The organism is Kitasatospora sp. NPDC057965 (assembly GCF_042887135.1).
Taxonomy (GTDB): Bacteria; Actinomycetota; Actinomycetes; order Streptomycetales; family Streptomycetaceae; genus Kitasatospora.
Genome location: NZ_JBHVPZ010000022.1, coordinates 121,653 through 144,755, shown reverse-complemented (window position 1 = coordinate 144,755; position 23,103 = coordinate 121,653). Strand labels below are relative to the sequence as shown.

Genomic DNA, 23,103 nt, shown 5'->3' with positions numbered 1-23,103 from the left:
ACCGCGCAGAGGGAGTTGTTCGTGCTGCTGTACGAGCTGCTCGTCGGCCGGGACACCGGCCCGCAGCTGCCTACCCTTCTGCTCGCGCTCGGTGCGGACCGGATCCGGAACCTGTTGACCGTCGCGTAGCCGGAGCGGTCGGGGAGCCGGTCAACGCGTCGGAACGGCCAAAGGGTCGGGCCGGAGCGCGACGCTCCAGCCCGGCCCTGGGCGTTGGATCAGACTACTGGCTATGCCTGGTGCGGGTGAGGATTCTTCGGCGATCTCGGCGGCCAGGCAGTGCCCGGTGTCGATAGTCGGCGAACATGGAGGACGGGCTGCTGCCAGGCGGCGGGCGGGGCGGCCTCGTGGGTGGCGGTGTCCGGGCAGTAGTCGACGACGAGCCGTCCACCAGCGGCGCAGGCAAACCGCCGATGATTCGGTCGGCGGGTAGACACCCGTGCGTACGGCTCGATGACCGCGTCATCGGCACGGGAGTTCTTCAGCTTGTTGATGGGCCTTTCGACGGTGTCGAGTTTCTTGTACTGGTCCTCGTCGAAGCCCGTGTCAGCGACGGGTCAACCGCCCGCCGACGTTTACGGCACCCACAGGGCCTCTACCACGGGTCTGTCGGGGTTCCGTCCGGCTCAAGACCGTAGGTGAGCAGGTGACGCGCTGCGAGTATGCGCATAGCCATGCTGTCGCCCGCGTCGGCGGCCTGGCGCGCGAGGCGGTCAGCGCGGGCCCGGTTGGCAGGATGGTCGGAGGCGTCTTCGACCCACATCAAGGCTGCCGAGGTAAGGGCCTCGGTGATACCGGCGGTGTGGGCCTTGCGGTAGTAGTCTTCGGCCGATTGGAGGTCGCCTTGCCGACGGTGGTGCAGGGCGAGTTCGAACAGGGAGTCCGCATGATTCTGGGAGGCGAGCGCTCTGAAGAGGTGTAGTGCGCCCTCGGCGTCGTTCAGTTCTTCCCGCATCTTGGCGAGCAGCCAGTCGGCGTCTTCCGAGCGCGCGGAGTGTGCGGTGGCTTGCCGAAGCAATTGTTCGGCGTGCGCCCAGTCGCCGGCCTCCGCGGCCTTGTGGGCGAGTACCTCCAAGGCGACGGTTTCACCGGCCTCGACTGCCTCGTGCAAGGTCTGTTCGGCGCGCGCCGAGTCCCCACGGTCGACGATCAGGCTGGCCAAGGATAGATAGGCGAGGGTGTCGCCAGCGGCAATGGCTCGTCGGTAGTACTGCTCGGCCGCCGCCCAGTTCTGGGCTTCCTTGGCGGCCAGAGCGAGGCTCCGAAATGCCTCTGCATCACCGGCGTCGGCAGCCTGTTGCACCAGTTCCCGGGCTTTGTCGCTCTCGGCGTTGTCCTGGTGCCACTTGGACAGCATCAGCCAGGCGTGCTTGTCCCCGGCATCCCGCGCCTGTTCGTACAGGCGCTTGGCTTCGTGTCGGTCGCCTGTGTGACCGGCGACAAGACGCATGGCATCGGTACTACCGAGCGTGGCGGCAAGTCGGAACCATGAGTCGGCGAGTTGTAGTCGGCCGCTCAGCAGCATCATCATGCCCCTCTCGTGGATGGCCTTGGCGGGATCGCCGGCCAACGCCAGCCGCCCGTACAGGTGTGCGGCGGTGCGTAGCCGTAGGCGGTCTCGGGCCGCGGCTGCAAGGGCTTCCAGGTCCTCTGCTCGCGTGCAGTGCTCGATTGCCGCTGCCCAGAACGAGGCGGGCGGGCACCAGCAGTTCCGCCTCTCACGGCCGTGTTGTTCAAGGTAGTCAGCTAGCCGGTAGTGCTTCTGCGAGTGGGGGGCTGCACCGGGGCGGGCACGGACGAAGGTCAGCACGCCGTCGGCGCCACGAAGCGATTCGGTGGCGTAGACGAGCGCCTGCTCCTGCCAGTTCTCGTCGACCTGGCTCCACTCTGAGTCCGTCATGTAGTCCGGGGCAGCCTCCATCAGGAGGGACAGCGGCAGATCGCGCTCGTGGCCGAGCCGTCGCGCGTCCATCGCTGCCTCGATCACGGCTCTCGCGGCCGGGGCTGCGAGCTCGTAGCGCTGCACCAGGAGTGGCCCTGCAGCCAGGTACTGGGTGATTCGCCCTCCTGAGTGACGCAGAGCCTCGGCAAGCCGCCCGTCGCCCTGGGACAACTCCGTGGCCCGCCAAAGCTCCTCGTCACTGAACCCGTCGGACACGCTGATACACCGTCCGGCAAGCAGTTCCCGTACCTGGGCGTGATGGTCTGCGGCTGGAGACGTCCCATGGGCGGTCAACCGTCCGTGGTGGTCCTTCCACAACGTCCCCAAGACCAACACTGGCCCGTTGCCGCTCGCCAGGAGCCGTCGGAGCTCTTCGCCTACCCGTTCGCCGCGGTCTCCGTCCAGGTAGAGCTGGGACTCGTTCAGCCACAGCACCGTGTAGGGATCCAGACCGTTGGTACCGAGCACGTTGAGGAGCCGCTCGGCGGACAGCGGCTGCCACAAACGCCATCGGGAGGCCGGCCGAAGATGCCGCAGTGCCTCATGGAGTGCCCGGGTCTTCCCACAGCTGGAGTCCGCAACCAGCACCCTCATGACGCTGCGGGCCTGAGCCTGCTCAATGGCGAGTTCCAGCTCTTCGTCGTGGCGCCGACGAACGTAGAGCGGAAGCACGGACGCATGCTCGCTCGCCGTGGCAATGCTCCGTTGAACACCGAGGTGCTCGATCGCAAAGGCCTCGGTGACCTTGTGAAGCGGCACATAGTCCGCATCGCCCGCGATCCGGCCCCGGCCTTGGACCTGCACGACCGTCAGCTGATGAATGGACCCGGCTTGAACAACATTACCGACGACTCTGGAGGCCTCTACCCTGTTTTGAACCGTGCCGGCCCCACTGTCAGGACAGACGGCGCCACGTTCAGGAGAACCCGGTTGGCGGTACTCATGCCCATCACGAGGTTCACGCCCGCCGAGCCCACCCACCGATTCCCCCTCGCCGGTCCCCGCCCCGCCCGACGTGGCGTCCTCGGGTCCGCAGCGATCCCTGATCACCTGACCTGCGCCGAGCTGCCAGCGTAGTCCAGCTTCGTTACTCGTGCTTCGAGTTCGGCAGGCAGGTACCAGCTTTCTATGACGGGTGTCATGTAGAGCCGGGCCTTGAGGCCAGGAGGAGCTGGCGGAGCCTTTCCTGGTCGGCCTGGGCCCAGGCGTCGGCGAAGGTCTGGCCGGTCTTGACCTCGCCGCCACACTCCCGCTGGAGGTCTGCGCGGCGGCGCGAGGGAAAGCTGCGCCGAGCGCGGGACGACGGCGCCGCGTCGGGGTTCTTCGTGTGGACCTGCGGGTCATGCGTCGCGTGGCGGGGTATCGAGCGGGTCGCTACTGCCGGCCGGTGGGTTCGGGTGGGCGGCGAGCCAGTGCTGCAGTTCGCGGTGGCGGAACTGGTAGGAGGAGCCGGACATTCGCATCAGCCCGGCGTCGCAGCAGTGGTCCAGGAAGGCGCCGAGCCTGCGCGGCAAGCCGCCCGCAGCGCAGCCGCCATCCTCGGCCAGCCCTTCGAGTGGACGGCCATCCACCAGGACACCGTGCGGGCCCTGACCACCGACACCTACAGCGACATGCTGCGCCGAACCCAGGAAGCGGTCCGTACAGCCGGAGCGTTCTACCGTGCGTGCCGGGCCGCGGCCCGCCACGACCTGCCGCTCCTCGCAGCAGACCGCCCCCGGGCGCTCGCGGGCGCCCGGGCCCTCGCCGACCGGCTCGCCGCCACCTACCGCCTCGACCATGTCGTCTACCGAGGCGGCACCCGCATGCCCGTCCGGGCCTGGGCCGAAGCAGCCCTCCTCACCCGGGCCGCCGTCGCCAGCAACGCCGGCACGCTCGCCGTCGCTCGCGAGCACGGCATCAGCCATGTCGAGGTGTCGGACGGCTACGACTGCGGGTGGACCAGCCACCCCGACCCCGACAAGGCCGTCCGGACGCTGCGCACCGTCGAGGACGCCGCCGAGTGGCCGATCTCCCACCCCCGCTGCACACGCGCGTTCGGTCTGCGCCCCGATGCCGAGGGCATGTAGCCGGGGCACCGCGACCAGCCGGCTACGTATGTCCGCTACCGAACCGGTCCTTCGAGGAGCTGTCATCTTTTGAACGCCTTCGACCGCCGTGGAGCCGAATCGGCTCTTTGTTCGGCGTCGGTGTGTTCGGCGAAACCGGGAGGATTGCGCGGCGCGTTCCAGGGCGATCCGGGGCCGTCGGGCGCGCTACCTTCTTCGCATCGGCCCACCCCGTTCGGGGGTCGCCCCGCCCGGTGTCATCACCACCGGACGAGGCTGTCAGGCCAGCCATGGAGGTAACGCCTACCTATGTATGACCGACCTGCTTTTGGACGGGCCTTGCCCGAGGTGTTCGCTCACGGTAGCAGGGGCGACAGCTCCTTCGCGGGATTGCGCGGAGCGTTCGTCTCCCGTGGTGCGGTCCAGCTGCACGCGGTCCTCGCCCCCTTCGTGGTCGCGTGGGCGGTCTTGTCGCCCGCTGAGACGGAGTGGGCGCGTGCAGCGCTGATCCTCGGTGTGCTGAGGATGTGCCGCAGCACCGGCTTCGAGTGGGTCCGCTTCCACCGGCTCTGAATCCGCCGCGGGTCGTCCGGGTGCCGAAAGGTGCCCGGACGACCACTTCGCGTTCTGCTTCCCTGCGCTGCCGCACGCTCCCTTGCGCTCCGGCGTGTGCTGCCTTCGCGCGCCGCCATGCGTGCCTTCATCCCCCCGCGCATGCAACCGGGCAGACTCCTCCCCACATCGACGCTGAACGGAGCACTGGTGGCTCTATGTCTCTGCTACGCCGCCTTCGTCGAACTGAACCACGGCCACTACGAGATGTACGCACGGGCGCGTCTGGGTGATGCCGTCCTCGCCGCGAAGGTCGTCGCCTCCGTTCTGCGCAGAACGGAGGCGGATTGGGAGCGGGCGCTGCGTGACGACCCAGCGGCCTTCACCTGGCGCGCGCTGTGCGAGGCCGTCACCGTGGCCTGCACACTCGCGCCGGCCGCCCCCTCGGACCGCCTGCACCGTGCGATGCCCGACCAGGCGGCCGACGCCGCGCTGCTACACGACTTCCTCGGTCTGGAGCCGGCCGCCGCGGCCGCGCTGATGGGGCTGGACGAATCCGCCGTCCACGTTCAACTGAAGGCCGCACACCGCTGGCGCGGCGGACTGGGGGAAGCCGGAGGCGCCTGACAACCGGACACACGTTCCCGAACGCGCCCGGTCGACCACCTAGCCCTTGGTCGACCGGGCAATGCGCCATGCCTACGTCACCTTCACCCGCTCGTGTGGTTTCGACATCTCGGAAGACGGCCTAGTATGACGCGGCGTCATACTTGCTCGGCGGCGCTTAAGTTCGCATCACGCAGGGGGTAGCGGGTGGACCGGAACGAAGCCGATGACTGGCAGGAGCCCATTGACAGGGGCAGGCCAAGTGCGGCTCGTATGTACGACTTCCTGCTGGGAGGAAACCGCAACTACCCGTCCGACCGTGCGGCAGTCGATGAGTTGCTGAAGACGGCGCCGAGCAGCCGCGAACTGGCACTCAACAACCGCAGCTTCCTGATCAGGGTGGTCGGACACATCGCCCGGCGCTACGGGATCAGGCAGTTCATCGACCACGGCTCAGGCCTGCCCACCCAGAACAACGTCCACGAGGTCGCCGAGTCCGTCCACCCGGATGCGCGGGTTGTTTATGTCGACAATGATCCGATGGTCCTCGGCTATGGCAGGGCCGTGCTTGACGAGAGCCCGAACGCGGTGATCCTCAACGCCGACATGGCGGACACGCCCGCGATCGTGGCGGGCATCAAGGGTCGGATCGATCTGGCCGAGCCGGTGGCCGCCCTCTTCGTATCCGTGCTTCACTGCGTACCTGATCGTGACAACGGCGATCCGAAGGCGATCATCGAGCGCACGGTGGATCTGCTCGCCCCGGGCAGCGTCGTGGTGGTCTGCCAACTCGTCAGCGACGACGCTGATGTCCGCGACGCGGTGACAGGGCTGATGCAGCAGCAGACGGGTGGCAAGTGGGGGCGCGTACGTACGGAGGCCGACGTCCACCGCTTCTTCGACATCGACCGGCTCGTCATCGAACCCCCCGGTCTGGTCGATGTCACAGACTGGTACCCGGATGCGCAGGCCCCCGCCCGACAGGCGAGCCTGGAGTGGATCGAGTTCGGCGGGCTCGCCCGCGTCGTCTGACGCGCACGCGCCCACTCCGCCCCGGCGCCCCTGCTAGCGCAGGCGGAGCTGGGCCTCCAGCAGGGCATTCTCGATGAGGCGGCGACTGTCCCGATACCCGGGGGCGCGCATAAGCACGTTGTCGACGAGATCGTCCAGGTCCGTGTAGTCGGGGTCGGCCGGCTCACCGGTGCCGGGGAGCGAGCCTCGGTGGAAAGCTCCCGTGCGGCCCGTCTCGTTGTAGATGACGTCGGGGACCGCGTCCGTGAGCGACTTGCGGAACCCCAGGCGGGCCAGGGTGCTCACCGCGACGGCCAGGGGAGTGCGTGAGGTCATCACCCGGATACCGACCGGCAGGGTTCGGTTCTCCACGATGTCGAGCAGTATCCGGAGCTGGTCGATCAGCACCTCGGGGCGGCCGAAGTCGGCGTAGAGCACGGCCTCCTCGATGAAGAACCGGGCCCTGGGCTTGGGCTGGTCAGCGGCCAGCCGCGCCGCGAACCGGCTGCGGCGCTCGGCTCGCAGGCCGACGACCACGTCCTGCAGTCCGGCGTCCCTCAGGCTGGCCGGCAGGGTGTAGCCGGTGACGAGCTTGGAGTACGCCTCCGTCTGGAGCTGGCCGGGGACTGCGATGCGGTCCACCACGAAGAACTCGGCCGCTGCCTCCTCCAGCGAGGTCAGCCGCAGCATCGAGTCGGGCACCACCTCCCGGTGACCGCTGCGGAACCGTGCCGCCCAGCCCTCCTGCGAGGCCTCGAACGCCAGGGCCATCAGGTGGTCGCGGTGAGTGCCGGGCGCGACCTTCAGGGCGTCCAGGATGATGGACACGATGTGCGGCTTGTCGATCCGTACCTCGCCACCCTCGAGTCGGCTGTAGTACGACTTGCTGACCCGATTCCCGGTCGCCTCCACCACCTCGCTCTGCTTGCGGTGACCGCGCGCGACCTCCAGGTGGGCACCCAGGAGCAGTCCGGCCTCTGCCCACGGCCGACCCTCGCCGCTCCCGCGGGAAATGAATGTGTCGTTGACGGCCATCGGGCCCCCCAGTGCTTTATCCCAACCTTTGAGCTATCCGGATGAGTTTCGCACAAGGGGGCCCGGCCGTCAGGCTAATCGGCTAAGGCGGCAATCAGCCATCAGCTGAATCATCACACCGTCAAGTGATCGAATTCTCCCTCGCGGATGCCGTCGAACAGGGCGTCGATCTCGGCGCGGGTGAACACCAGGGCCGGACCGGACGGGTGCCTGCTGTTGCGGACCGCCACCCCGCCGTTGTCGAGCGGGCGGAGCTCCACGCAGGACCCGGTGTTCACGCTGCGCCTGGCCTTCTGCCACTGCCCCTGCGCCGTGATGCTGTCCGCCGCGATGCCGTTGAAGATCTCCATTGCGAGCCCTCCTCCATGATCGAACGACGCTCCACCCCATTGGTCGAATCAATGGGAAGCCCCCGTCGGGAGGTCTGCGCAATCCCGTGCGGGATTGCGCAGACCGAGCGAGAAGAATCATTCACTCTTCATGGCAAGAAAGGCCATTACACGATCGAGTGAATGCCCGTGGATTTTGCACATCTATGACTGAACTATGATCACACTCGCCGGTCCCTGTCTGGCTGGTCGCTCGGAAGGCGACGAACCGCCCTCCGGAATGACTTCTCCTGTCCCAGCGCGTGACGCGGGCGCAGGTGGGGGCGAGGCGGGCTGCGGCGCCCTGCGTGGAGGACTCGGCGAGGTAGCGGCGCGCGGACCGTGCCGAGCGGCAGCAGCGGCCGGGTGTCGTGGCCAGCGCGCCGGAGAGGCCGCCGATGGTGACCAGGGCGGCCAGCAGGCAGGTGGTGCTCGCCAGTGCGGTGACGGTCAGCGCGACCGTCACGGCCTACGCGGTCAGGAGTAGCAGGACGGACGGCCGGTCCAGAGCCCGGGCCTGGAGCAGCGCGGCCCGGAAAGCGGAGCAGGATGCTGACGGCGTGCGCCGCGCTGGCGTGGCGGGCGGCCTCCAGCACCATGTTCGGAACCCCGCCGGAGGTGGCCAGGGGAGAACGGGGGTCACCCGACCATCAGGGCCCACGCCGTGCTGGCCGGGCACCCACATTCCCCAACCGTGAGCGAGATAGAGCGAGTTCGGCGGTGCTGGGGCGTCAACTCTGCGATGCGGCATGCCCTCGTTCGGGGTCGCCGGTCCCGCCTCTGGGCCCGAAGGTGTCACGGGACCAGCGGCCGATCGGCCAGCTCCAGGGAGCGCAGGTCGGCGTCGGCGTAGCGGAACTCCTGGACGACGCCGCGCGGGTTGTCGAGGGTGGTGATGTTGGACAGGTAGCCGTCATCGATGCCGGGCAGGGTGACGGTGGTGCGGCGGAAGGTGCGGTCGGTCGCAGTGCTGCTCTCTCAGGCCTGGGCGCCGGACCTGCCGGGTGTGGGTCCGGCGCTGCGGGCGGCTACTTCTTGCCCTGCTTGTTCCAGTTGTCCCAGGTCGGCCGGTTGTCGAACTGGCCACGGCCGGGCCAGCGGTGGAGGCGTTGATGAGGTCGGTGATCACAGGGGCGTCGGGACGCCTCCAGCAGTTCGAGCAGGGTCATGCGGCCTGTTCCTCTCGGACGGTATCGGACAGGGCGACCACCAGGGCCTGCCGAGACACGCGGCAGTAGCTCGTTTCGGTGGTGTCGAAGCGGCCGGTCTCGAAGTACCGGTTGCCGGCCTGCGCGCACCGGCAGTAGCCGAAGAACTTGCAGGTCGCTTCGCAGCGGTCCAGGCCGGTCAGGAACTCGTCCAGGTACCGGAGGCAGGAGGCGTTCTCCAGCATTGAGGCGATGGACTGCTCCAGGACTTTCCCGGCCCGGAAGTTGTTGTAGTCGGCGGCGGCGGTGTCGGCGACTTCGGGAGAGAGCAGCACCACGTTCCTCGCCGATGAGGACGGCCGCTGACCGGCGGGCGGGCATCTTCCGCTCAGCGGTCGTCCTGAAGCTTCAGCAGGTCGTGGAACAAGCCAGGGGTGACGGACAGTTCATCCCAGGTTCCGTCCTGCACGACGCGGCCGCGCTGGAGGACGATGATGCGGTCGGCTAGCCGGGCACTGACCAGCCGGTGGGTGACGAAGAGGGCGGTGCGGCCGGTGGCCAGAGCGCGGAGGCGGGTGAGGACACGGTGTTCGGCGCGGGCGTCCATCGCGGAGGTCGGTTCGTCCAGGACCAGGACGGGGGCGCCGCGCAGGAAGGCACGGGCGACGGCGATGCGCTGCCATTGGCCTCCGGAGAGGTCGTGTCCGCCCCACCAGGATCGGGCGAGCGAGGTGTCCAGGCCGTGGGGAAGGCGGGCCAGGACCTCGTCCGCGCCGGCAGCCTCGGCAGCGGCCAGCACCCCCCGGTCGGTGCTCACCCGGCCGAGGGTGATGTTCTCTCGGACCGCGAGCGGCCACTTGGTGTAGTCCTGCGGGACGACGGCGACCTGCTCGAACACGGTCTGCGGGTCGGTGTCGGCGAGGCCTTGGCCGTCCCAGGCGACGGTGCCGCCGGTCGGTAGGTACAGGCCGGTGAGGAGCTTCGTCAGGGTGCTCTTCCCGGAGCCGTTCTCCCCGATCAGCGCGACCACCTCGCCCCGGCGGAGGGTCAGGGTGATGCCGTCCAGGGCGGGGCGCTCGGTGCCGGGGTAGGTGAACGTGAGGTCGGTGGCGGTGATGGTGGCCGGTGCGCCGGGGATCGGAGTGGTGCCGCGCTGGTTGGCCCACCGGTCGGCGATCCGCAGGAAGTGGGTCCAGTCGTCGAGGGACAGGCAGGTGCGGAACAGCCCGGCTCCGGCGGACAGCAGTCCGGTGGTGGCGGCGGAGGTGGTGCGCAGGGCGAGGGCGGCGGCGCCGGCGGTGGCCGGGTCGGTGCGGCCGGTGGTGGCCAGCCACAGCAGCACCAGCCAGGTGGCGATGGTGACGGCTGCGGTGAGGGCGTCGCCGGTGCCGGTGGCGATCATGGCACGGCGGGCTCCGGTGAGCTGCTCGGCCTCCAGGCGGGCGGAGACGGTGCGGTACTGCTCGGTGAGGAAGTCGGCCATGCCATTGGTGCGGATCTCGTCGGCGGTGGCGCGTTCGGTGGTGTAGCCGCGCAGGACGCGGCGCAGCCGGGAGTCGGCGAGGGTGCGGTGGTGGGCGGCGTGGCGGATGCGGGCGGCCCGGACGGCGCCCCAGCCGGCGGGCAGGGCGGCGGCGAGCAGGAGCGGTAGCAGTGCGGGGTGCAGGTAGGTGAGGAAGAGGGTGGCGGCGGCCAGGCGGGCGGCGGCGGAGGTGATCCGCTGGGTGTCCTCGATGAGGTCGCGGGTGCGTTCGGTGCCGTCGGCGGCGGCTTCGTAGGCGGTGGAGAACGCGGGGTCTTCGTAGGCGATGGCCTCGGCGCGGGTGGCGGCGGCGATCACCAGCAGGTCGGCTTCGCGCACCATCCGCGGTGCCAGGCGTACGGCGGCGCTCTGCGCGGCGGCGTCGGCGATGTAGCGGCCCGCGATGGCGGCGCCGAGCAGCGCCAGGGGCCCGCTGTGGGCGGCCAGGGCCGTGGTGAGGTCGGCGGCGGTGAACAGGCCGGTCAGCAGGCGGGTGGTGCTCGCCAGGGCGGTGACGGTCAGGGCGGCCGTCACCACCTGCGTGGCGAGCAGCAGGACTACGGCCGGGCGGTCGGTGCGCCAGCTGAGGACGAGGGCCCGGTGCAGCGCGGCCGGGAGGCGGCGCAGGACGGCGACGGTGCCGAGGGTGAGCGTCGCGTCGTCGTGGCGGTCGGCCTCCAGCACCATGTGCGGGATCTGTCCGGCGGCGGCCGGTGGGAGAGGCAGGGCGGTCACCCGACCATCAGGCGCCCGCGCCCGCCTCCCGGGCAACCGGATTCCCCAACACCGCACGGGAAACGGCGAGTTCAGCTCGCCAGGGCGTCAACTCTGCTATGCGGGATTCACTCGTCCGGGGAAGCGTGCGACGGGCGTCCACGGGCGGTCGCCCGCGTCCCCGACGTCCCGCCCGGCCGCCGCCCCGGGCACCTCCACCCAGGCGTGCGCGGCATCCGGCAGGAAGCGGGCGCCGTAGACCAGATCCGCCCGGCGGCCGGCCAGCGCGCACGCCAGCACGGTGGCCACGGCGATCTCCGTGCACGCGATCCGGCCCGGCCACCAGCGCGGCACCACCGCGAGGACGGCGTCGTGCCACTCGTGGAGCCGGGCCGCTTCCGCGTAGTGGGCCCGGCCCAGCGGGCGTAGCACCGCCACGCGGTGCCTGAGCGGGAGGCGGTGCAGCAGCAGCGACCCGGCCAGGGCGAGCAGCGCGGCGGGCCGGGACCGCAGGGGGACGCGGGGCCGGGCGGGCGGGGACATCACGGTCATCGGGCACCTCCGGTGCGTCGCCACCACGGCCGGCGGGCTGGCGTGCGGGTGGTGTCGGTGAGCAGGCCGCGCGCGAGGAGTGCGGCGACGGTGCGGTCGATGGCGGGTGCGAGGGCGGCCGGGTCGGCGCCGCGCGGCGCGGCGATCTCCTCGGCCAGCCCATCGGTACCGCCGCGCAGCGCGAGGGCCTGCCAGATCAGCGAGGCCGCAGGGTCGAGCATCACCCAGCGTCCGGCCCGTATGTCGAGGATCGCGGTCCGCCCGTCGATGGCGGCGTGGCGCACGTGCCGTGCGATGGTCAGCATCCCGCCACCGCCCGCGCGGGGGCGGTCACCGGGCCGCGCAGCCACCAGCAGGTCGCGACCAGGTGGTGGAGGTCCGCGATCGGGTCGGCGCTGCGGCCGGTCGCGGCGTCGGCGAGCGCCGCTCGCACCCGGGAGGCGTCCACCAGCCCTTCGGTGACCAGCGCGCTGCCGACCACCAGCTCCTCCAGGGTGCGGCGGTGCCGGGCCAGGCCCTGGATGCGCTGCGCCGTGAACGACCCCTTGGAGCGGCGCCCGATGAGCCAGTCCGGCAACGGCACCGCGGAGGCGAGCACCGGCTTGTAGGTGTAGGTGCCGCGGCGGGCGGAGGGCTCGATCGCGAACGCGGCGCGGACCACCTCGTTGTCGAGGAACGGGTACACGGGGCGGATGCCGATCGCCTCGTACAGCGGGGCGCAGGCGCGGGCGTCGTCCCCGGCCGCGCCCAGCGCCGCCCACTGGTCCACCTCGTCCGCGAAGGCGCCGTGCAGCGGTTCGGCCCACGCACCGTCCAGCAGTTGTGCGACCGCGTACCGCCCGTGCTCGGTGAGCCACCCGGCGCCGGGACCCGGCCGGCACCACGCCCACCCTACGGCTTCCGCCGGGGGGAGACCGGATCGCAGCCGGGCCGCGGCCTCGGCCGCCGCCCGCTCGGGCGTCGTTCCGGCGGCCTTCTTGAGCGAGCGCCAGTACGGACCCGGCCCGGTGTTCCGCAGCCGCGCGAAGTCGGCTGCCGCCCGCCGAGCCTGGCGCACGGCGCCGCGCTGGACCTGCCCGACCCAGCACGCGGCCGAGGAGTCCAGCACCACATCGCCGCCGTGCCCGGTCAGGTGCAGCGGCAGACCCACCACCGGCTCCAGGTAGCAGCGGTCCAGCGCCAGGTTGATCACCGCCGGGGCGGGTTCGACGGTGGGCGGCGCCCCGTCGAGGCCGAAAGGCAGTTGCTCCGGTCCGCCGCGCGCGATCGTGTGCTCGACCCCGGCGTGCCGGGCCACCCGGACCGCGTAGGAGGTGTCCTCGGCGCTGGTCCAGGCGTCGCTGTAGGTGGCCGCCCGCACCGGGCCCGCCTTCGCGGCGAGCAGCACGGCCGCCGCCGAGTCCAGACCGCCGGACAGGTCCGCGCCGACCGGCCCGCCCGCCGCCCTCACCCTTCGTTGTACCGCGGTGGTCAGGGCCTCGCCTAGCCGGGCGGCCCCGGCGACCGGGTCGTGGATGGGATCGATGTCGCGGATGTCGACCAGTCGTGCCGTGCCGTGGGTGAGGACCAGGCCCCACCCGGGCGGCACCCGCCGTACCCCGGCCCACCGGCTGCGGGTCGGCCAATGCTGCTCACCGACGGCCAGGTGCGCGGCCAGCACCTCCAGGTCTACCGACGCGCCCACCCGGGCGGCCAGGGCTCCGGGGTCGCTCGACCACACCACCCCCTCCCGCCGATCGTGCGCGTGCCAGATCCCGCGTACCCCGGCCAGGTCCCCGCACACGAACCGGTCCCCGCCGCCCGCCTGCTCGGCGCGCACCCAGTACGAGCCCGGCCACCTCGTGAGGTCCGACCAGTGCCCCGCCGCCACCGCGCCCAGCCCGGCCCGCAGCTGTCCCGCGTTGGCACCGCAGTCCCCGGCCACCGTCAGCCGGCCCCGCCCGTCGCGCACCTCGCGCACCGCGACACCGACCCCGAACCCTCCACGCCCGTCCCCACCGTCCATCACGCCTCCATCCCGCCGACAGCCCCGCACGCCACCGGAGGCCCGGCACGGCTGCGCGCCGCACCAGGCCCCCGACCTCACTGCCCGGACCGAGCCCCCGCAAGGGCCCGGAGGGGCCTTCTACTCGAAGTAGTTGTCCTTGTCGCTGTCGTTGCTGCGCTGGCGGCCGTTGGTCAGCGCGTCGGCCTCGTGCTCGCTGATCTCGGGCTCGAAGTCGGTGATCAGGTCCATCAGGGTCTCCTCCGGGTCACATCGCTCCGGCACTCGCCGGACGACCACCACGACACCGCACCACCCTGCTGCGCGAACAGGTGCGTACCCGGTGCACCTGCGTGCGGATACGCCACGCGCCGGGACGTGCGTGCTGCTGCGTTTTGCTGCGAACACCCGTTCAACAGATCGAAGTTGGGGCGACGCCGCGTACCCTGATGAGCCTGACCTGCACGGCATGGCGCCACCGAGCAGAAGGGGGAGCACCCGGTGAACCCCGGACGAAACCCGAACACGACCCTGGCCTACTGGGTGACCCGCTGCGGGGCGAGCCACGGCCGACTGGTCAAGGAGATCGCCAAGGTGGCCGCCGAGCACGGCAGACGCGACATCCAGCCCGACCGCTCCCGCGTCCCCCGATGGATCGCCGGCCAGGAACCCCGCGAACCCCTGCCCGCGTACCTGGCCGAGGCGCTGGGACGGCTGTGCACCCCACCGCTGCGCCTCGCGCCCGCCGACATCGGCATGACCGGCCGCCCCACAGCCGGCGCCACCTCCGCGTGGTCGGGCGCGGCGGTCGTCGCGGCGATCCTCGACACCACCCGGAGCGATGCCATGACCGACGACACCACCCCCACCCCCGCCCGCCTCCTGGCCGGCGCCGACCTGCACGCCGCCGTGCAGCCCTGGCTCCACCTGCCCGACACGGTCGAACTCCCCGCCCCCACCCGGCCCGGCCGCCTCGGCCTGTCCGACGTCCAGCGCATCCGCGACACCACCGAGGCATTCCGCCGGCTCGACAACGCGCACGGCGGCGGCCTCTCCCGCCGCGCAGTCGTCGGCCAGCTCCACGACGTCACCGAGATGGTCAAGCACGGCCGGACCAGCGACAAGGTCGGCACCGAGCTGTTCGTCGCCGTCGCCGACCTCGCCAGCGTCGCCGGATGGATGACCCACGACGTCGGCCGGCACGCCGAAGCCCAGCACTACATGCTCCTCGGTCTCCAAGCCGCCAAGGCCGCAGGCCCCGCGGGCGCCGGCATCGCCGGCCACCTCCTCAACTGCCTCGCCCGCCAGGCCAACCACCTCGACCGGCCCACCGACGCCCTCGACCTCGTCCAGGCCGGCCTGTACGGCACCCGCAGACGCCGCCCCGACCGGCTGCGCGCCGTCCTGGCCACCCTGGAGGCCCGGTGCCACGCCACCCTCGGCGACCTCCCCGCAGTCGAACGGTCCATCGCGGTCGCTGAACATGCCCTCGAAGCCGACACCGAGGTCCCGCCATGGGTCGGCTGGTTCGACACGGCCGAGTACACCGTCACCGTCGGCGTCTGCCAGCTCATCGCCGGTGAGCACGACCCGGCGCAGGCCCGCCGTGCGATCACCACCATCCAGGACGGCACAGCACTTCGACCGACCGAGCGCACCCGCAGCCGCGCCTTCGACCACGTGGCCCTCGCCAGAGCTTACGTACGGGCCGGCGACTTCGACGGGGCCGACGCGGCAACCGAACAGGCTATTGCCCTGTTTGGGCACGTCACCTCCACCCGCATCACCGACCGTCTCCGCGAACTCGACGCCGAACTCGCCGCCGCCCCCGGAGAGGCGGCCCGGAGCGCACGGGAGCGAATCCATGCTGTCGCCGGAGTCTGAGAGCCCCGCGGTGCCGATGACCGGTACCGCCCCCGACCGTCGAAGCGCACAGCAGACCCTCCACCTGCGGCCCGAGTACCACGCCTTGGTGGCCGCCGGCGTGAAGACGATCGAGGTACGCACTGCGAGCCCTGCGAAGGCTGCGATCCGCCCCGGTGACACGATCACCTTCCACACCGAGGAGGCCGCCCCGGTCACCTGCCGCGTCGTCCGCATCACCCGCTACCCGGACTTCGTCGCGCTGCTCGATCACGAGCAAGCCGCTGCCATCAACCCGGAGACGACCCCGAAGGGCATCCTCACCGTCCTACGGGCCATCTACCCGCCGGAGAAGGAGGCCCGGGGCGCGCTGGCCATCGAGATCCAACTCCTACCCCCAGCCGGGAGATCCTGGTGACGTACATCCGCAGCACACACCACCCACCTGAACCAGCGGAGAGCCCTGCAGCGCACGAAAGGCGGGATACTGGTGGGTGCCCGCACCGAAGCGGCCCCGCCCGTGACCACCCTCGCACCGGAGACCAGCAGTGCCTGACGAACCGACTCGGCCCCGGCCGCCGAAGCCCCACGACCTCGACCTCACCGGCGCCCAGTGGCTGGCCGCCCCGGATTCGCCGCCCGACGGTCCGCAGATCGCCTTCGTCGGTGAGTACATCGTCATGCGGCATGGTGCCGACGCCGAGGCACCGGTGCTTGTCTTCGACAAGGCCGAGTGGGAGGCGTTCAAGGCTGGTGCCGCTGCCGGAGAATTCGGCGGGTTCTAGGGATGGAAAGCGGACGGAGGCTGTTGCCGGTCTGGTCAGACCGGCAACAGCCTCCGTACGATCAGCTCGCCTGCTACGGCACGTACGGCCCGACACACTTCGGGAGTGTCGGGCCGTACAGGCGAACATGGATGGTTAGGCGGTGGCTGGCACCAGAGCGTCGGTGGCAACAGCGTTCACGAACGCGGTGAATGCGGCTGCGTCATACCGCAGGGCTGGCCCGGTGGGGTTCTTGCTGTCGCGCACTACGACCTCCCCGGAAGCGACCGCGTACTCCACGCAGTTGACGTTGTTGCCGCTGAAGCTGGACTTCTTGAAGGTCAGTCCAGACGCGGCAGCGTTGGGCAGATACTTACTCATGGCTGAGCCTGTCTTTCTGCTCGGAGATGAAACGAAGCGAGGCTTCGACAGGCATGGCCTCGGCCGTGATCTGCCGAAACTTCGTCCGAAAGAACTCCACGTTGGAAGGCTCCTCGACCCACAGCCCGTCGAGAAGCCCCTCGATCATGACGACGTCGAGGTCCCTTTGATGTGGAAACCCGATGATGGTGAAGCTGCCGGCCATGCCAGGGTGGACGGCGGCGTTGGCGGGCATGATCTGAACATTGACGTTGGGCAGCTTGGCCCTGTCCAGAAGCCGTTGGAGCTGGTCGGCCATGACCGCGTCGCCGCCGACGTTGCTGCGCAGAGCAGACTCGTGGATCACCGCCCACAGCTCCAGCGGGTTGTCCTTCCGAGTGAGAACGACTTGCCTCGCCATTCGGATCTCGACAGCAGCCGCGACGTTGACGTCCGGGTCGGCGGACAGTGCCTCAATGATCGCGTGCGCGTAGTCGGCAGTCTGGAGAAGTCCCGGAACGAACGCCTGCTCGTACTCGGAGAACGAAGCAGCGTCCGCTTCGAGCGTGATGAAGTCGGTGGCGAGATCATCGAGTGCTTCGTTGTAGCTCTGCCACCAGCCGCGCTTCCTGCCGTTACGCGCCAGGTCCAATAGGATGGCGGTCAGCTCCTCGCTGGCGTTGTAGAACTTGAGGAGTCGGGCGAGTTCGTCCGGCTTGACCGCCACCTTGGCGTTCTCCGCCCGGCTGAGCTTGGTTCCGCTCCAGCCCTCGACCTGCGCGGCTACCTGCTCGCCGTTGAGGCCGCTCGCATCGCGCAGGCGCACGAGCTCTGCGCCGAGCCGTCGCCGGCGGACGGTCTGCTGCACTGCCACGTGAACCCTCCCGAGATGCCTGCGGACAGTTTGCCTGCCCGATCTGTGCGCGCGCTACAGCTCCTGGAGACTCTAGAACGCGCACGCACCCCGTGAATCGCAAATCTGCGAGTTTCGTCGAACAGCTTGCAAACTGGTTGCGCACTTCGGCATGCTTCCTGTGACGGGTTGCGAGCCGAGCGTTACGCGCGGCGGAGGACTCGCTCAACTTGACTCGCTGCACCAGTGATTGAGCGATCGCCAGGCCCAGGATCTCGCCGTGTCGGCTGCCCTGTCGCTTGATGGCGATTGCATGCGACCGATTGAGGCCGCCCCTCGGAACCATCCCCTGCTGTCCGCTGCACGGCCCGGAGGATCTGCGATGCGCCCAGTTCTGAAGATCGAGGTCCCCCTCAGAGACGCTGCGGTGGGGACCGCAAGGAACGAACTGCTGTACCAGGTAACCGAGTTGGCCGAAATCCGACTCGATGACGACCGCCGCTACGCGCTGAGGGTCTGTGCGTCGGAGCTGATCGCCAACGGCATCCAGCACGGCCCCGACCAGGCGGACACCGCGCTGCCGCTGCTGGTCGAAGGGCACCTGACCGGGCGGCGCCTGCGGATCACGGTGACTGACGGCGGCCTCGCCACCCCCGACATGAACGGGACGAACGAGGACCTGGCGGCGACGGGCGGGCGCGGCCTGGCTGTGGTCGACGGCTACGCGGACGATCACGGCTACCACCAGCGCATGGACGACACGGGGACGCCGGTGGGCTTCTCCGTCTGGTTCGAGCTCGATGTCCTGCCGCCGGACACCGGCGTGGACTTCGGGGCGGCGGAGGAGCAGCAGCAGAGCGTCCTCTTCCCGCAGTACGGCGCCTCCCGGCCGACGGTTGTCCGTGCCGGTTCGGCCGCCCGCCGCCGCGCTGTGGCGCTCCGGGCCCGCCTCGGCGGCAGGGACCGGCTCGCCGCCTGAACCATCCCCCAACTTCCGGACAGCAGAGGTGAGTTCCCTCCCATCCGGGCCCGCTCCACCCCGAACGGCAGCCGCGCGGCTCGCGGCCCGCACCGAACGAGCCGCGCACGAGGGCCGATCAACGGCGCTCGGCCCCGCTGCCACCTGCCCGGCCGCCACACCACCGCCGTGTGCGGCGGCCGGGCAGCCCTCTCCTCTCGCTCCTCCCGACGGAAGGACACCCTCGTGATCTCCGCCCGCTTATCGCCGACCCCTCCGGCCGGGTGGCGTTGGCTGGCCGGCGTCGACACCGACCCGCGGTTCGCCCTCGGACAGTGGGAGAGGGGCCGGGCCGCGCTGGTCCGGCTGGGCTGCTGCTTCGACGCCGTGCGCGTGGCCGACGACGGCGAGACCGCCGCCATCATCGCGGACCTGCGCGCAGCGGGACGCCCGGTCGGCCCGGTGCTCGTCGACTGGGCGACGCGGACGAGTACCTGGCTGGTGCCGGTACGCCGCTTGCCGCTCTGGGACCTGCGCGGCACCGAACTGCTGACCGGCGACGACGAGACCCCCGCCATCCTGATGCCGCCGCCCGCACCGGGGGAGACCGGTGGGATGTCCTGGGCCGTCCGGCCGGACGGCAGCGGACGGCTGACCTGCCACCTGGACCTGGCGGTCGCGCTGCGGCGGGTCCGTCCCCGGCTGAGGGGGCCGATCGGCTCCGCGCGTTCCGGTGGCGGGAGGAAGGCGTCATGACCGCGTCCCCCACGGCCGCCGGGGAGCGGGCGGCCCGCTCGGTGGGCCTGGTCGAGGGCATGCGGTGGCTCGCCGGGTTGACCCGCCGCCCCGACACGGCGTGGAGTGCCTGGCAGGCCGGGAGGCTGGTGTCGGTCCCCGCCGGTGCGGGGTTCGTCGCCGCCCGGGTGCCGCGACAGCTCGGCCTGGCCGCTCACCGCATTCTCCAGGAGGATCACCGGGCGTTCGCCGGGCCGGTCCTGAGGGACCACGAACTGGAGACGGTCGAGTTCTTCATGGCACCCAGCCCCGCCGTGTGGCTGGGGTCCGACGTGCTGCGCCTGGACGGCGGTCGCCGTTCGACGGCCACCGTAGCGTGCCCGCCGCTGGGCCAGCGGATCGACGGCAGGCTCTGGCTCATCCCTCCGCACGCGGCGCCGGGCGCCGCAGTGCAGTGCACCGACCCGCACCGTCTCGCCCGCGCGCTCACGCTCGCCCGGGGCCGGCTGCACGCGGCCGGCTACCCGGCCTCTTGAACCTCCCGCTGCCTGCCGCTGCCACGGGGCGTGGCCGGCAGCGGGACGAGGAGCCCGCCCAGGGTGAGGGCGGGCGGCGGCTCCACCGATCCGCGGAGCCGCCGGTGGACGTGCTCGGCTCCCACGCCGAGCGCGTCCACCGCCGCCGCCTCGAACGGGTGGAAGAGGCGGCGGCGCAACAGGCTCGCGGCACGGGTGCTTCCCGCAGAGCCGGCTGTCGGCCCGCCACTGGGGTGGCGGGCCGACAGCCACCACCCGCACCAGAACGAGCCCGGCCGGACGGCCGGGCCCCCACGGACTCCAGGAGGTCTCCGATGACGTTGGTCGCCAGCCACGGTCGCCCGGGTGCCGGGAAGTCGACGTTCACCAGCATGCTCGCCGAGGCGATCGCCGCGCAGGACTGCTCCGTCACCGTCGTCAAGCTCGGCGCGCCGCTTTACGAACTCCAGGCCCACGTCTACCGGGCCGCCGGACTATCCGCGCCGCAGCCCGGCCAGCAGGACGGCGCGCTGCTCAACGCCCTCGGCCAGCACCTGCGCCGCATCAACCCCGGCGCCCTCACCGACACCTTCGCCACGACGGTCGCCGAGCTGCGCCACGACCGGCCGGACCTGGTGATCCTCTGCGACGACATGCGGCCCGCCGACACCGCCGCGATGCGCGCGCTCGGCGCGGTCTTCATCCACGTCTGGGCCCCGGACGACATCCGGCACCAGCGCAAGGACCGCCGGGGCGACCTCTCCGCCGGAAGCGACACCCACCCGACCGAGGGCGACATCCCGGACGCCGACCACCGCGTGGAGAACACCGGATCGCTGTCCCAGCTGCGCGACAGGGCGCGGGTGCTGGCGCGCGAGGTGCTGTCGTGATCCTCACCGGCCCCGAGATCGACGCCGAGCGGCAGGCCGGCCGGATCACCATCGAGCCGTTCGACCCCGCCCAGCTCAACCCCAACTCGTACAACTACCGTCTCGGCCCGGTGCTGCGGGTCCACCGCAGCCACGAGCTGGACGGCCGCTCCACCGTCCGACCGCTGGACGAGTTCACCATCCCTCCGGCCGGCGCGCTGCTTCTGCCCGGCCGGATCTACCTCGGCACCACCGTCGAGGCCGTCGGCAGCACGCACTACGTGCCGTCGCTCATCGGCCGCTCCAGCCTCGGCAGGCTCGGCGTCTTCCTCCAGTACAGCGCCGACATGGGCAACCTGGGCGCGAAGCACTGCTGGACGCTGGAGATCGAGGTCGTGCAGCCGACCCTCCTCTACGCCGGCGACCGCATGGGCCAGTTCACCTTCACCGCCACCGACGGGCAAATTCGCCTCTACGACGGGCACTTCGGCCGGATCAGTGAGGCCACCGCCCCGGCCCGGCCCGAACTCCTCGCCGCCTCCCGCTGACCTCCGACAAGGAGAAGACACCATGATCCTCACCGGCCCGGAGATCGCCCGGGAACGCGCGGCCGGACGGCTCACCATCGAGCCGTTCGACCCCGCCCAGGTCAACCCGAACTCCTACAACCTCACCCTCGGCCCGACGCTCGTCGTCTACACCGGCAAGGTGCTCGACACCCGGCACCCCAACCCGTTCGACGTGATGGAGATCCCGGAGCAGGGCATCGTCCTCGACCCGGGCCGGATCTACCTCGGCGCCTCGGTCGAGGTGATCGGCTCCGACCACTACGTGCCGGTCATGCACTCCCGCTCCGGCTCCGCCCGCCTCGGCGTGTTCTCCCACGTCACCGCCGACCTGATCGACCAGGGTTCGCACGGCCAGCTCACCCACCAACTGAGGGTCGTGCAGCCGGTCCGGATCTACGCCGGCCTCTCCCTCGCGCAGGTCGACTTCCGCCGCACCCAGGGCGAACCGCTGCTCTACCGGGGCAAGTACCAGGGCAGCCGCGGGCCGCAGCCGTCGCAGATCCACCTCGACGCCCTCGGCGCGGCACTCGGAGCCGCGGCATGAACCTCGACGTGCCCGTCTTCGACCCGAACCCGACCGGGACCTGCACCGAGACGAACGCCCAGCGCGTCGTCGCCGCCGCGTACGACGCAATCCGCCACCACTACGTCGAAGACCGCCACCAGATCGCCGCCGCGATCCTGGCCGACGACGGCCGGCTCTACATGGGCCTGCACATGGAGGCCCTGGTCGGCTGCTACTCCCTGTGCGCCGAACGCGCCGCGCTCGCGCAGGCCGCCCTGTACGGGAGCGCCATGCCGGTGGCCATGGCGGCCGTTCGCTACCCGAAGCCCTCGGAGGGCGGCCCGGCCCGCATCGTCTCCCCGTGCGGCGGCTGCCGCGAACTGGTGTCGGACCACGCCCCGGGCATCCACGTCGTCGTCCCCCGTGACGGACGCGGCCTGCTGGTTCCGATGGCCGAGCTGCTGCCGGACAAGTACGTCGGCACCAAGTGGGCCGACCAACCCGCCACCTACCCCCAGTGATCAATAGGTAACCGCTGGTACCGTCCGGACGCCGCGCCGACCGGCACGGCGAAGGACGCGCACAGGAAGAGCACCCCATGTCCACCACCATCCGCCGGGCCGTCATCCCCGCCGCCGGCCTCGGCTCCCGCCTGCTGCCCCTCACCAAGGCCACCCCGAAGGAGATGCTGCCCGTCGGCGACCGGCCGGTCATCGAGCACACCGTCCGCGAGCTGATCGACTCCGGCATCACCGACATCACCATCGTCGTCTCCGGCGACAAGTCGGCGATCCAGGAGCACTTCCGGCCCAACCCGGCGCTCGTCGACCAGTTGCGCGCCGACGGCAAGACCGCCTACGCCGACGCGGTCGAGGAGGTCGCCGACCTGGCCCGCCGCGGCCACATCACCTACCTCTACCAGCACGGCCCCTACGGCAACGGCACCCCGGTCCTCAACGCGGCCCGCAACTTCGGCGACGAAGCCTTCCTCGTCCTCTGGCCGGACGACGTGTTCGTGGCCCGCGTGCCCCGGGCCCGCCAGCTGATCACCGCCTACGAGAAGACCAACGCCCCGGTCCTGGCCCTGATGCCGATGGAGCCGGCCGACTCCGGCCGCTACGGCGTCCCCGTCGTCAAGGAGGACCTGGGCGACGGCTCGCTGCGGATCACCGGCCTGATGGAGAAGCCCAAGCCCGAGGACGCCCCGTCGCACTACGCGGCGATCGGCGGCTACGTCCTCACCCCCGGCGTCGTGGACGAACTGCGCGAGCAGTACCGCCGCTTCGAGGAGAACCCCGTCGGCGAGCTCTACCTGACCGACGCCCTCAACGCCTACGCCGCCCGCCGCGCGCTCTACGGACAGGTCATCGAAGGCGACTGGTACGACACCGGCGGCCCCCTCGCCTACCTGACCGCCCAGTTCGCGCACGCCCTCACCCACCCCGACTACGGGCCCGCGCTGCGCCGCATGGTCCAGACCCTCGACGGCGGCCCGACCGCCACCACCGACTGACAGCCCGCCGGGGTGGGGGGGGGGGGCCCCCCCCCCCCCCCCCCCCCCCCCCCCCCCCGCCCCCAAAAAAAAACCCACCCCCCACCCCCCCCACCCCAAAAAACCCCGCCACGCACA

At 71.0% G+C, this 23,103-nt stretch carries 26 protein-coding genes; 14 read left to right on the top strand and 12 right to left on the bottom strand.

Features of this window, described 5'->3' with window-relative positions; translation table 11 throughout:
• Positions 1–595: 595 nt before the first annotated feature.
• Complete coding sequence (locus ACFVVU_RS26985; protein WP_387792743.1) at positions 596–2,746, bottom strand: hypothetical protein; 2,151 nt, start codon at positions 2,744–2,746, stop codon at positions 596–598.
• Positions 2,747–3,423: 677 nt separating this feature from the next.
• On the opposite strand from ACFVVU_RS26985, the gene ACFVVU_RS26980 reads away from it, so the two are divergent.
• The 3 genes from ACFVVU_RS26980 (at position 3,424) to ACFVVU_RS26970 (ending at position 6,180) form a co-directional block, all read left to right on the top strand.
• Positions 3,424–4,011, top strand: coding sequence for a hypothetical protein (locus ACFVVU_RS26980; RefSeq protein WP_387792742.1), 588 nt, complete (start codon positions 3,424–3,426; stop codon positions 4,009–4,011).
• A 741-nt stretch (positions 4,012–4,752) separates the two neighbouring features.
• Entirely contained in the window at positions 4,753–5,169 is a 417-nt protein-coding gene (locus tag ACFVVU_RS26975) for a hypothetical protein (RefSeq protein ID WP_387792740.1), read from the top strand.
• Positions 5,170–5,355: 186 nt separating this feature from the next.
• Positions 5,356–6,180 carry an SAM-dependent methyltransferase gene (locus ACFVVU_RS26970; protein ID WP_387792738.1) on the top strand — a complete coding sequence of 275 codons (825 nt, stop codon included), beginning with the start codon at positions 5,356–5,358 and terminating at the stop codon, positions 6,178–6,180.
• A 33-nt stretch (positions 6,181–6,213) separates the two neighbouring features.
• Here ACFVVU_RS26970 and ACFVVU_RS26965 read toward each other — a convergent pair whose 3' ends face one another.
• The 8 genes from ACFVVU_RS26965 to ACFVVU_RS26930 all read right to left on the bottom strand — a co-directional run bounded on the left by ACFVVU_RS26965 (position 6,214) and on the right by ACFVVU_RS26930 (position 13,503).
• Positions 6,214–7,194 carry a Scr1 family TA system antitoxin-like transcriptional regulator gene (locus ACFVVU_RS26965; protein ID WP_387792736.1) on the bottom strand — a complete coding sequence of 327 codons (981 nt, stop codon included), beginning with the start codon at positions 7,192–7,194 and terminating at the stop codon, positions 6,214–6,216.
• Between the two features lie 113 nt (positions 7,195–7,307).
• Positions 7,308–7,544: a DUF397 domain-containing protein gene (locus ACFVVU_RS26960; protein WP_387792734.1), complete on the bottom strand. Its 237-nt coding sequence runs from the start codon at positions 7,542–7,544 to the stop codon at positions 7,308–7,310.
• 1,046 nt (positions 7,545–8,590) lie between these two features.
• Complete coding sequence (locus ACFVVU_RS26955; RefSeq protein WP_387792732.1) at positions 8,591–8,731, bottom strand: hypothetical protein; 141 nt, start codon at positions 8,729–8,731, stop codon at positions 8,591–8,593.
• Positions 8,728–9,045, bottom strand: coding sequence for a hypothetical protein (locus ACFVVU_RS26950; protein WP_387792730.1), 318 nt, complete (start codon positions 9,043–9,045; stop codon positions 8,728–8,730). Before ACFVVU_RS26950 ends, ACFVVU_RS26955 begins: the two co-directional genes overlap by 4 nt.
• A 53-nt stretch (positions 9,046–9,098) precedes the next feature.
• Complete coding sequence (locus ACFVVU_RS26945; RefSeq protein ID WP_387792729.1) at positions 9,099–10,967, bottom strand: ATP-binding cassette domain-containing protein; 1,869 nt, start codon at positions 10,965–10,967, stop codon at positions 9,099–9,101.
• A gap of 96 nt (positions 10,968–11,063) precedes the next feature.
• Positions 11,064–11,498, bottom strand: a complete 435-nt coding sequence (locus ACFVVU_RS26940; RefSeq protein WP_387792727.1) for a lasso peptide biosynthesis B2 protein — start codon at positions 11,496–11,498, stop codon at positions 11,064–11,066.
• Positions 11,495–11,803 carry a PqqD family protein gene (locus tag ACFVVU_RS26935; protein WP_387792724.1) on the bottom strand — a complete coding sequence of 103 codons (309 nt, stop codon included), beginning with the start codon at positions 11,801–11,803 and terminating at the stop codon, positions 11,495–11,497. Before ACFVVU_RS26935 ends, ACFVVU_RS26940 begins: the two co-directional genes overlap by 4 nt.
• Positions 11,797–13,503 carry an asparagine synthase-related protein gene (locus tag ACFVVU_RS26930; protein WP_387792722.1) on the bottom strand — a complete coding sequence of 569 codons (1,707 nt, stop codon included), beginning with the start codon at positions 13,501–13,503 and terminating at the stop codon, positions 11,797–11,799. The genes ACFVVU_RS26935 and ACFVVU_RS26930 overlap by 7 nt, the downstream gene beginning before the upstream one ends.
• Positions 13,504–13,983: 480 nt before the next feature.
• Between ACFVVU_RS26930 and ACFVVU_RS26925 the strand changes: the two genes are divergently transcribed.
• From ACFVVU_RS26925 to ACFVVU_RS26915, 3 genes are all read left to right on the top strand, one after another.
• Positions 13,984–15,366, top strand: a complete 1,383-nt coding sequence (locus tag ACFVVU_RS26925; RefSeq protein ID WP_387792721.1) for a transcriptional regulator — start codon at positions 13,984–13,986, stop codon at positions 15,364–15,366.
• The gene (locus ACFVVU_RS26920) at positions 15,347–15,763 is read left to right on the top strand and encodes an ASCH domain-containing protein (RefSeq protein ID WP_387792720.1); all 417 of its coding nucleotides are present in this window, start codon (positions 15,347–15,349) and stop codon (positions 15,761–15,763) included. The genes ACFVVU_RS26925 and ACFVVU_RS26920 overlap by 20 nt, the downstream gene beginning before the upstream one ends.
• Positions 15,764–15,893: 130 nt before the next feature.
• Positions 15,894–16,130, top strand: coding sequence for a DUF397 domain-containing protein (locus tag ACFVVU_RS26915; protein ID WP_387792719.1), 237 nt, complete (start codon positions 15,894–15,896; stop codon positions 16,128–16,130).
• A 135-nt stretch (positions 16,131–16,265) separates the two neighbouring features.
• On the opposite strand, the gene ACFVVU_RS26910 is transcribed toward ACFVVU_RS26915, so the two are convergent.
• On the bottom strand, positions 16,266–16,490 hold the full coding sequence (locus ACFVVU_RS26910; RefSeq protein ID WP_387792718.1) for a DUF397 domain-containing protein: 225 nt from the start codon (positions 16,488–16,490) through the stop codon (positions 16,266–16,268).
• Positions 16,483–17,343 carry a helix-turn-helix domain-containing protein gene (locus ACFVVU_RS26905; protein ID WP_387792716.1) on the bottom strand — a complete coding sequence of 287 codons (861 nt, stop codon included), beginning with the start codon at positions 17,341–17,343 and terminating at the stop codon, positions 16,483–16,485. Before ACFVVU_RS26905 ends, ACFVVU_RS26910 begins: the two co-directional genes overlap by 8 nt.
• 448 nt (positions 17,344–17,791) lie before the next feature.
• Here ACFVVU_RS26905 and ACFVVU_RS26900 point away from each other — a divergent pair, with 448 nt between their 5' ends.
• From ACFVVU_RS26900 to ACFVVU_RS26890, 3 genes are all read left to right on the top strand, one after another.
• Positions 17,792–18,301, top strand: a complete 510-nt coding sequence (locus ACFVVU_RS26900) for an ATP-binding protein (RefSeq protein ID WP_387792714.1) — start codon at positions 17,792–17,794, stop codon at positions 18,299–18,301.
• Positions 18,302–18,526: 225 nt separating this feature from the next.
• Entirely contained in the window at positions 18,527–19,036 is a 510-nt protein-coding gene (locus ACFVVU_RS26895) for a hypothetical protein (protein ID WP_387792713.1), read from the top strand.
• The gene (locus tag ACFVVU_RS26890) at positions 19,033–19,551 is read left to right on the top strand and encodes a hypothetical protein (protein WP_387792711.1); all 519 of its coding nucleotides are present in this window, start codon (positions 19,033–19,035) and stop codon (positions 19,549–19,551) included. Before ACFVVU_RS26895 ends, ACFVVU_RS26890 begins: the two co-directional genes overlap by 4 nt.
• Here ACFVVU_RS26890 and ACFVVU_RS26885 read toward each other — a convergent pair.
• The gene (locus tag ACFVVU_RS26885; RefSeq protein WP_387792709.1) at positions 19,536–19,730 is read right to left on the bottom strand and encodes a hypothetical protein; all 195 of its coding nucleotides are present in this window, start codon (positions 19,728–19,730) and stop codon (positions 19,536–19,538) included. The two genes, ACFVVU_RS26890 and ACFVVU_RS26885, sit on opposite strands and share 16 nt — an antisense overlap.
• Before the next feature lie 135 nt (positions 19,731–19,865).
• On the opposite strand from ACFVVU_RS26885, the gene ACFVVU_RS26880 reads away from it, so the two are divergent.
• The 5 genes from ACFVVU_RS26880 (at position 19,866) to ACFVVU_RS26860 (ending at position 22,986) form a co-directional block, all read left to right on the top strand.
• Positions 19,866–20,420 carry a hypothetical protein gene (locus ACFVVU_RS26880; RefSeq protein ID WP_387792707.1) on the top strand — a complete coding sequence of 185 codons (555 nt, stop codon included), beginning with the start codon at positions 19,866–19,868 and terminating at the stop codon, positions 20,418–20,420.
• Entirely contained in the window at positions 20,417–20,947 is a 531-nt protein-coding gene (locus ACFVVU_RS26875; RefSeq protein WP_387792705.1) for a deoxycytidine deaminase, read from the top strand. Before ACFVVU_RS26880 ends, ACFVVU_RS26875 begins: the two co-directional genes overlap by 4 nt.
• Positions 20,948–20,969: 22 nt before the next feature.
• A complete protein-coding gene (locus tag ACFVVU_RS26870; protein WP_387792704.1) occupies positions 20,970–21,512 on the top strand; it encodes a dCTP deaminase in 543 nt (180 codons plus the stop codon).
• Entirely contained in the window at positions 21,509–21,994 is a 486-nt protein-coding gene (locus tag ACFVVU_RS26865) for a hypothetical protein (RefSeq protein WP_387792702.1), read from the top strand. Before ACFVVU_RS26870 ends, ACFVVU_RS26865 begins: the two co-directional genes overlap by 4 nt.
• A gap of 77 nt (positions 21,995–22,071) precedes the next feature.
• Complete coding sequence (locus ACFVVU_RS26860; RefSeq protein ID WP_387792700.1) at positions 22,072–22,986, top strand: UTP--glucose-1-phosphate uridylyltransferase; 915 nt, start codon at positions 22,072–22,074, stop codon at positions 22,984–22,986.
• Positions 22,987–23,103: the final 117 nt, after the last annotated feature.

What these genes read in the sequence shown, in the direction of transcription:
- ACFVVU_RS26920 (WP_387792720.1), top strand. Translation starts at nt 15,347, where the DNA reads ATGCTGTCGCCGGAGTCTGAGAGCCCCGCGGTGCCGATGACCGGTACC.
- ACFVVU_RS26935 (WP_387792724.1), bottom strand. Translation starts at nt 11,803, where the DNA reads ATGCTGACCATCGCACGGCACGTGCGCCACGCCGCCATCGACGGGCGG.
- ACFVVU_RS26880 (WP_387792707.1), top strand. Translation starts at nt 19,866, where the DNA reads ATGACGTTGGTCGCCAGCCACGGTCGCCCGGGTGCCGGGAAGTCGACG.
- ACFVVU_RS26930 (WP_387792722.1), bottom strand. Translation starts at nt 13,503, where the DNA reads ATGGACGGTGGGGACGGGCGTGGAGGGTTCGGGGTCGGTGTCGCGGTG.
- ACFVVU_RS26955 (WP_387792732.1), bottom strand. Translation starts at nt 8,731, where the DNA reads ATGACCCTGCTCGAACTGCTGGAGGCGTCCCGACGCCCCTGTGATCAC.
- ACFVVU_RS26860 (WP_387792700.1), top strand. Translation starts at nt 22,072, where the DNA reads ATGTCCACCACCATCCGCCGGGCCGTCATCCCCGCCGCCGGCCTCGGC.
- ACFVVU_RS26865 (WP_387792702.1), top strand. Translation starts at nt 21,509, where the DNA reads ATGAACCTCGACGTGCCCGTCTTCGACCCGAACCCGACCGGGACCTGC.
- ACFVVU_RS26870 (WP_387792704.1), top strand. Translation starts at nt 20,970, where the DNA reads ATGATCCTCACCGGCCCGGAGATCGCCCGGGAACGCGCGGCCGGACGG.
- ACFVVU_RS26910 (WP_387792718.1), bottom strand. Translation starts at nt 16,490, where the DNA reads ATGAGTAAGTATCTGCCCAACGCTGCCGCGTCTGGACTGACCTTCAAG.
- ACFVVU_RS26940 (WP_387792727.1), bottom strand. Translation starts at nt 11,498, where the DNA reads ATGACCGTGATGTCCCCGCCCGCCCGGCCCCGCGTCCCCCTGCGGTCC.
- ACFVVU_RS26965 (WP_387792736.1), bottom strand. Translation starts at nt 7,194, where the DNA reads ATGGCCGTCAACGACACATTCATTTCCCGCGGGAGCGGCGAGGGTCGG.
- ACFVVU_RS26890 (WP_387792711.1), top strand. Translation starts at nt 19,033, where the DNA reads ATGACCGCGTCCCCCACGGCCGCCGGGGAGCGGGCGGCCCGCTCGGTG.
- ACFVVU_RS26960 (WP_387792734.1), bottom strand. Translation starts at nt 7,544, where the DNA reads ATGGAGATCTTCAACGGCATCGCGGCGGACAGCATCACGGCGCAGGGG.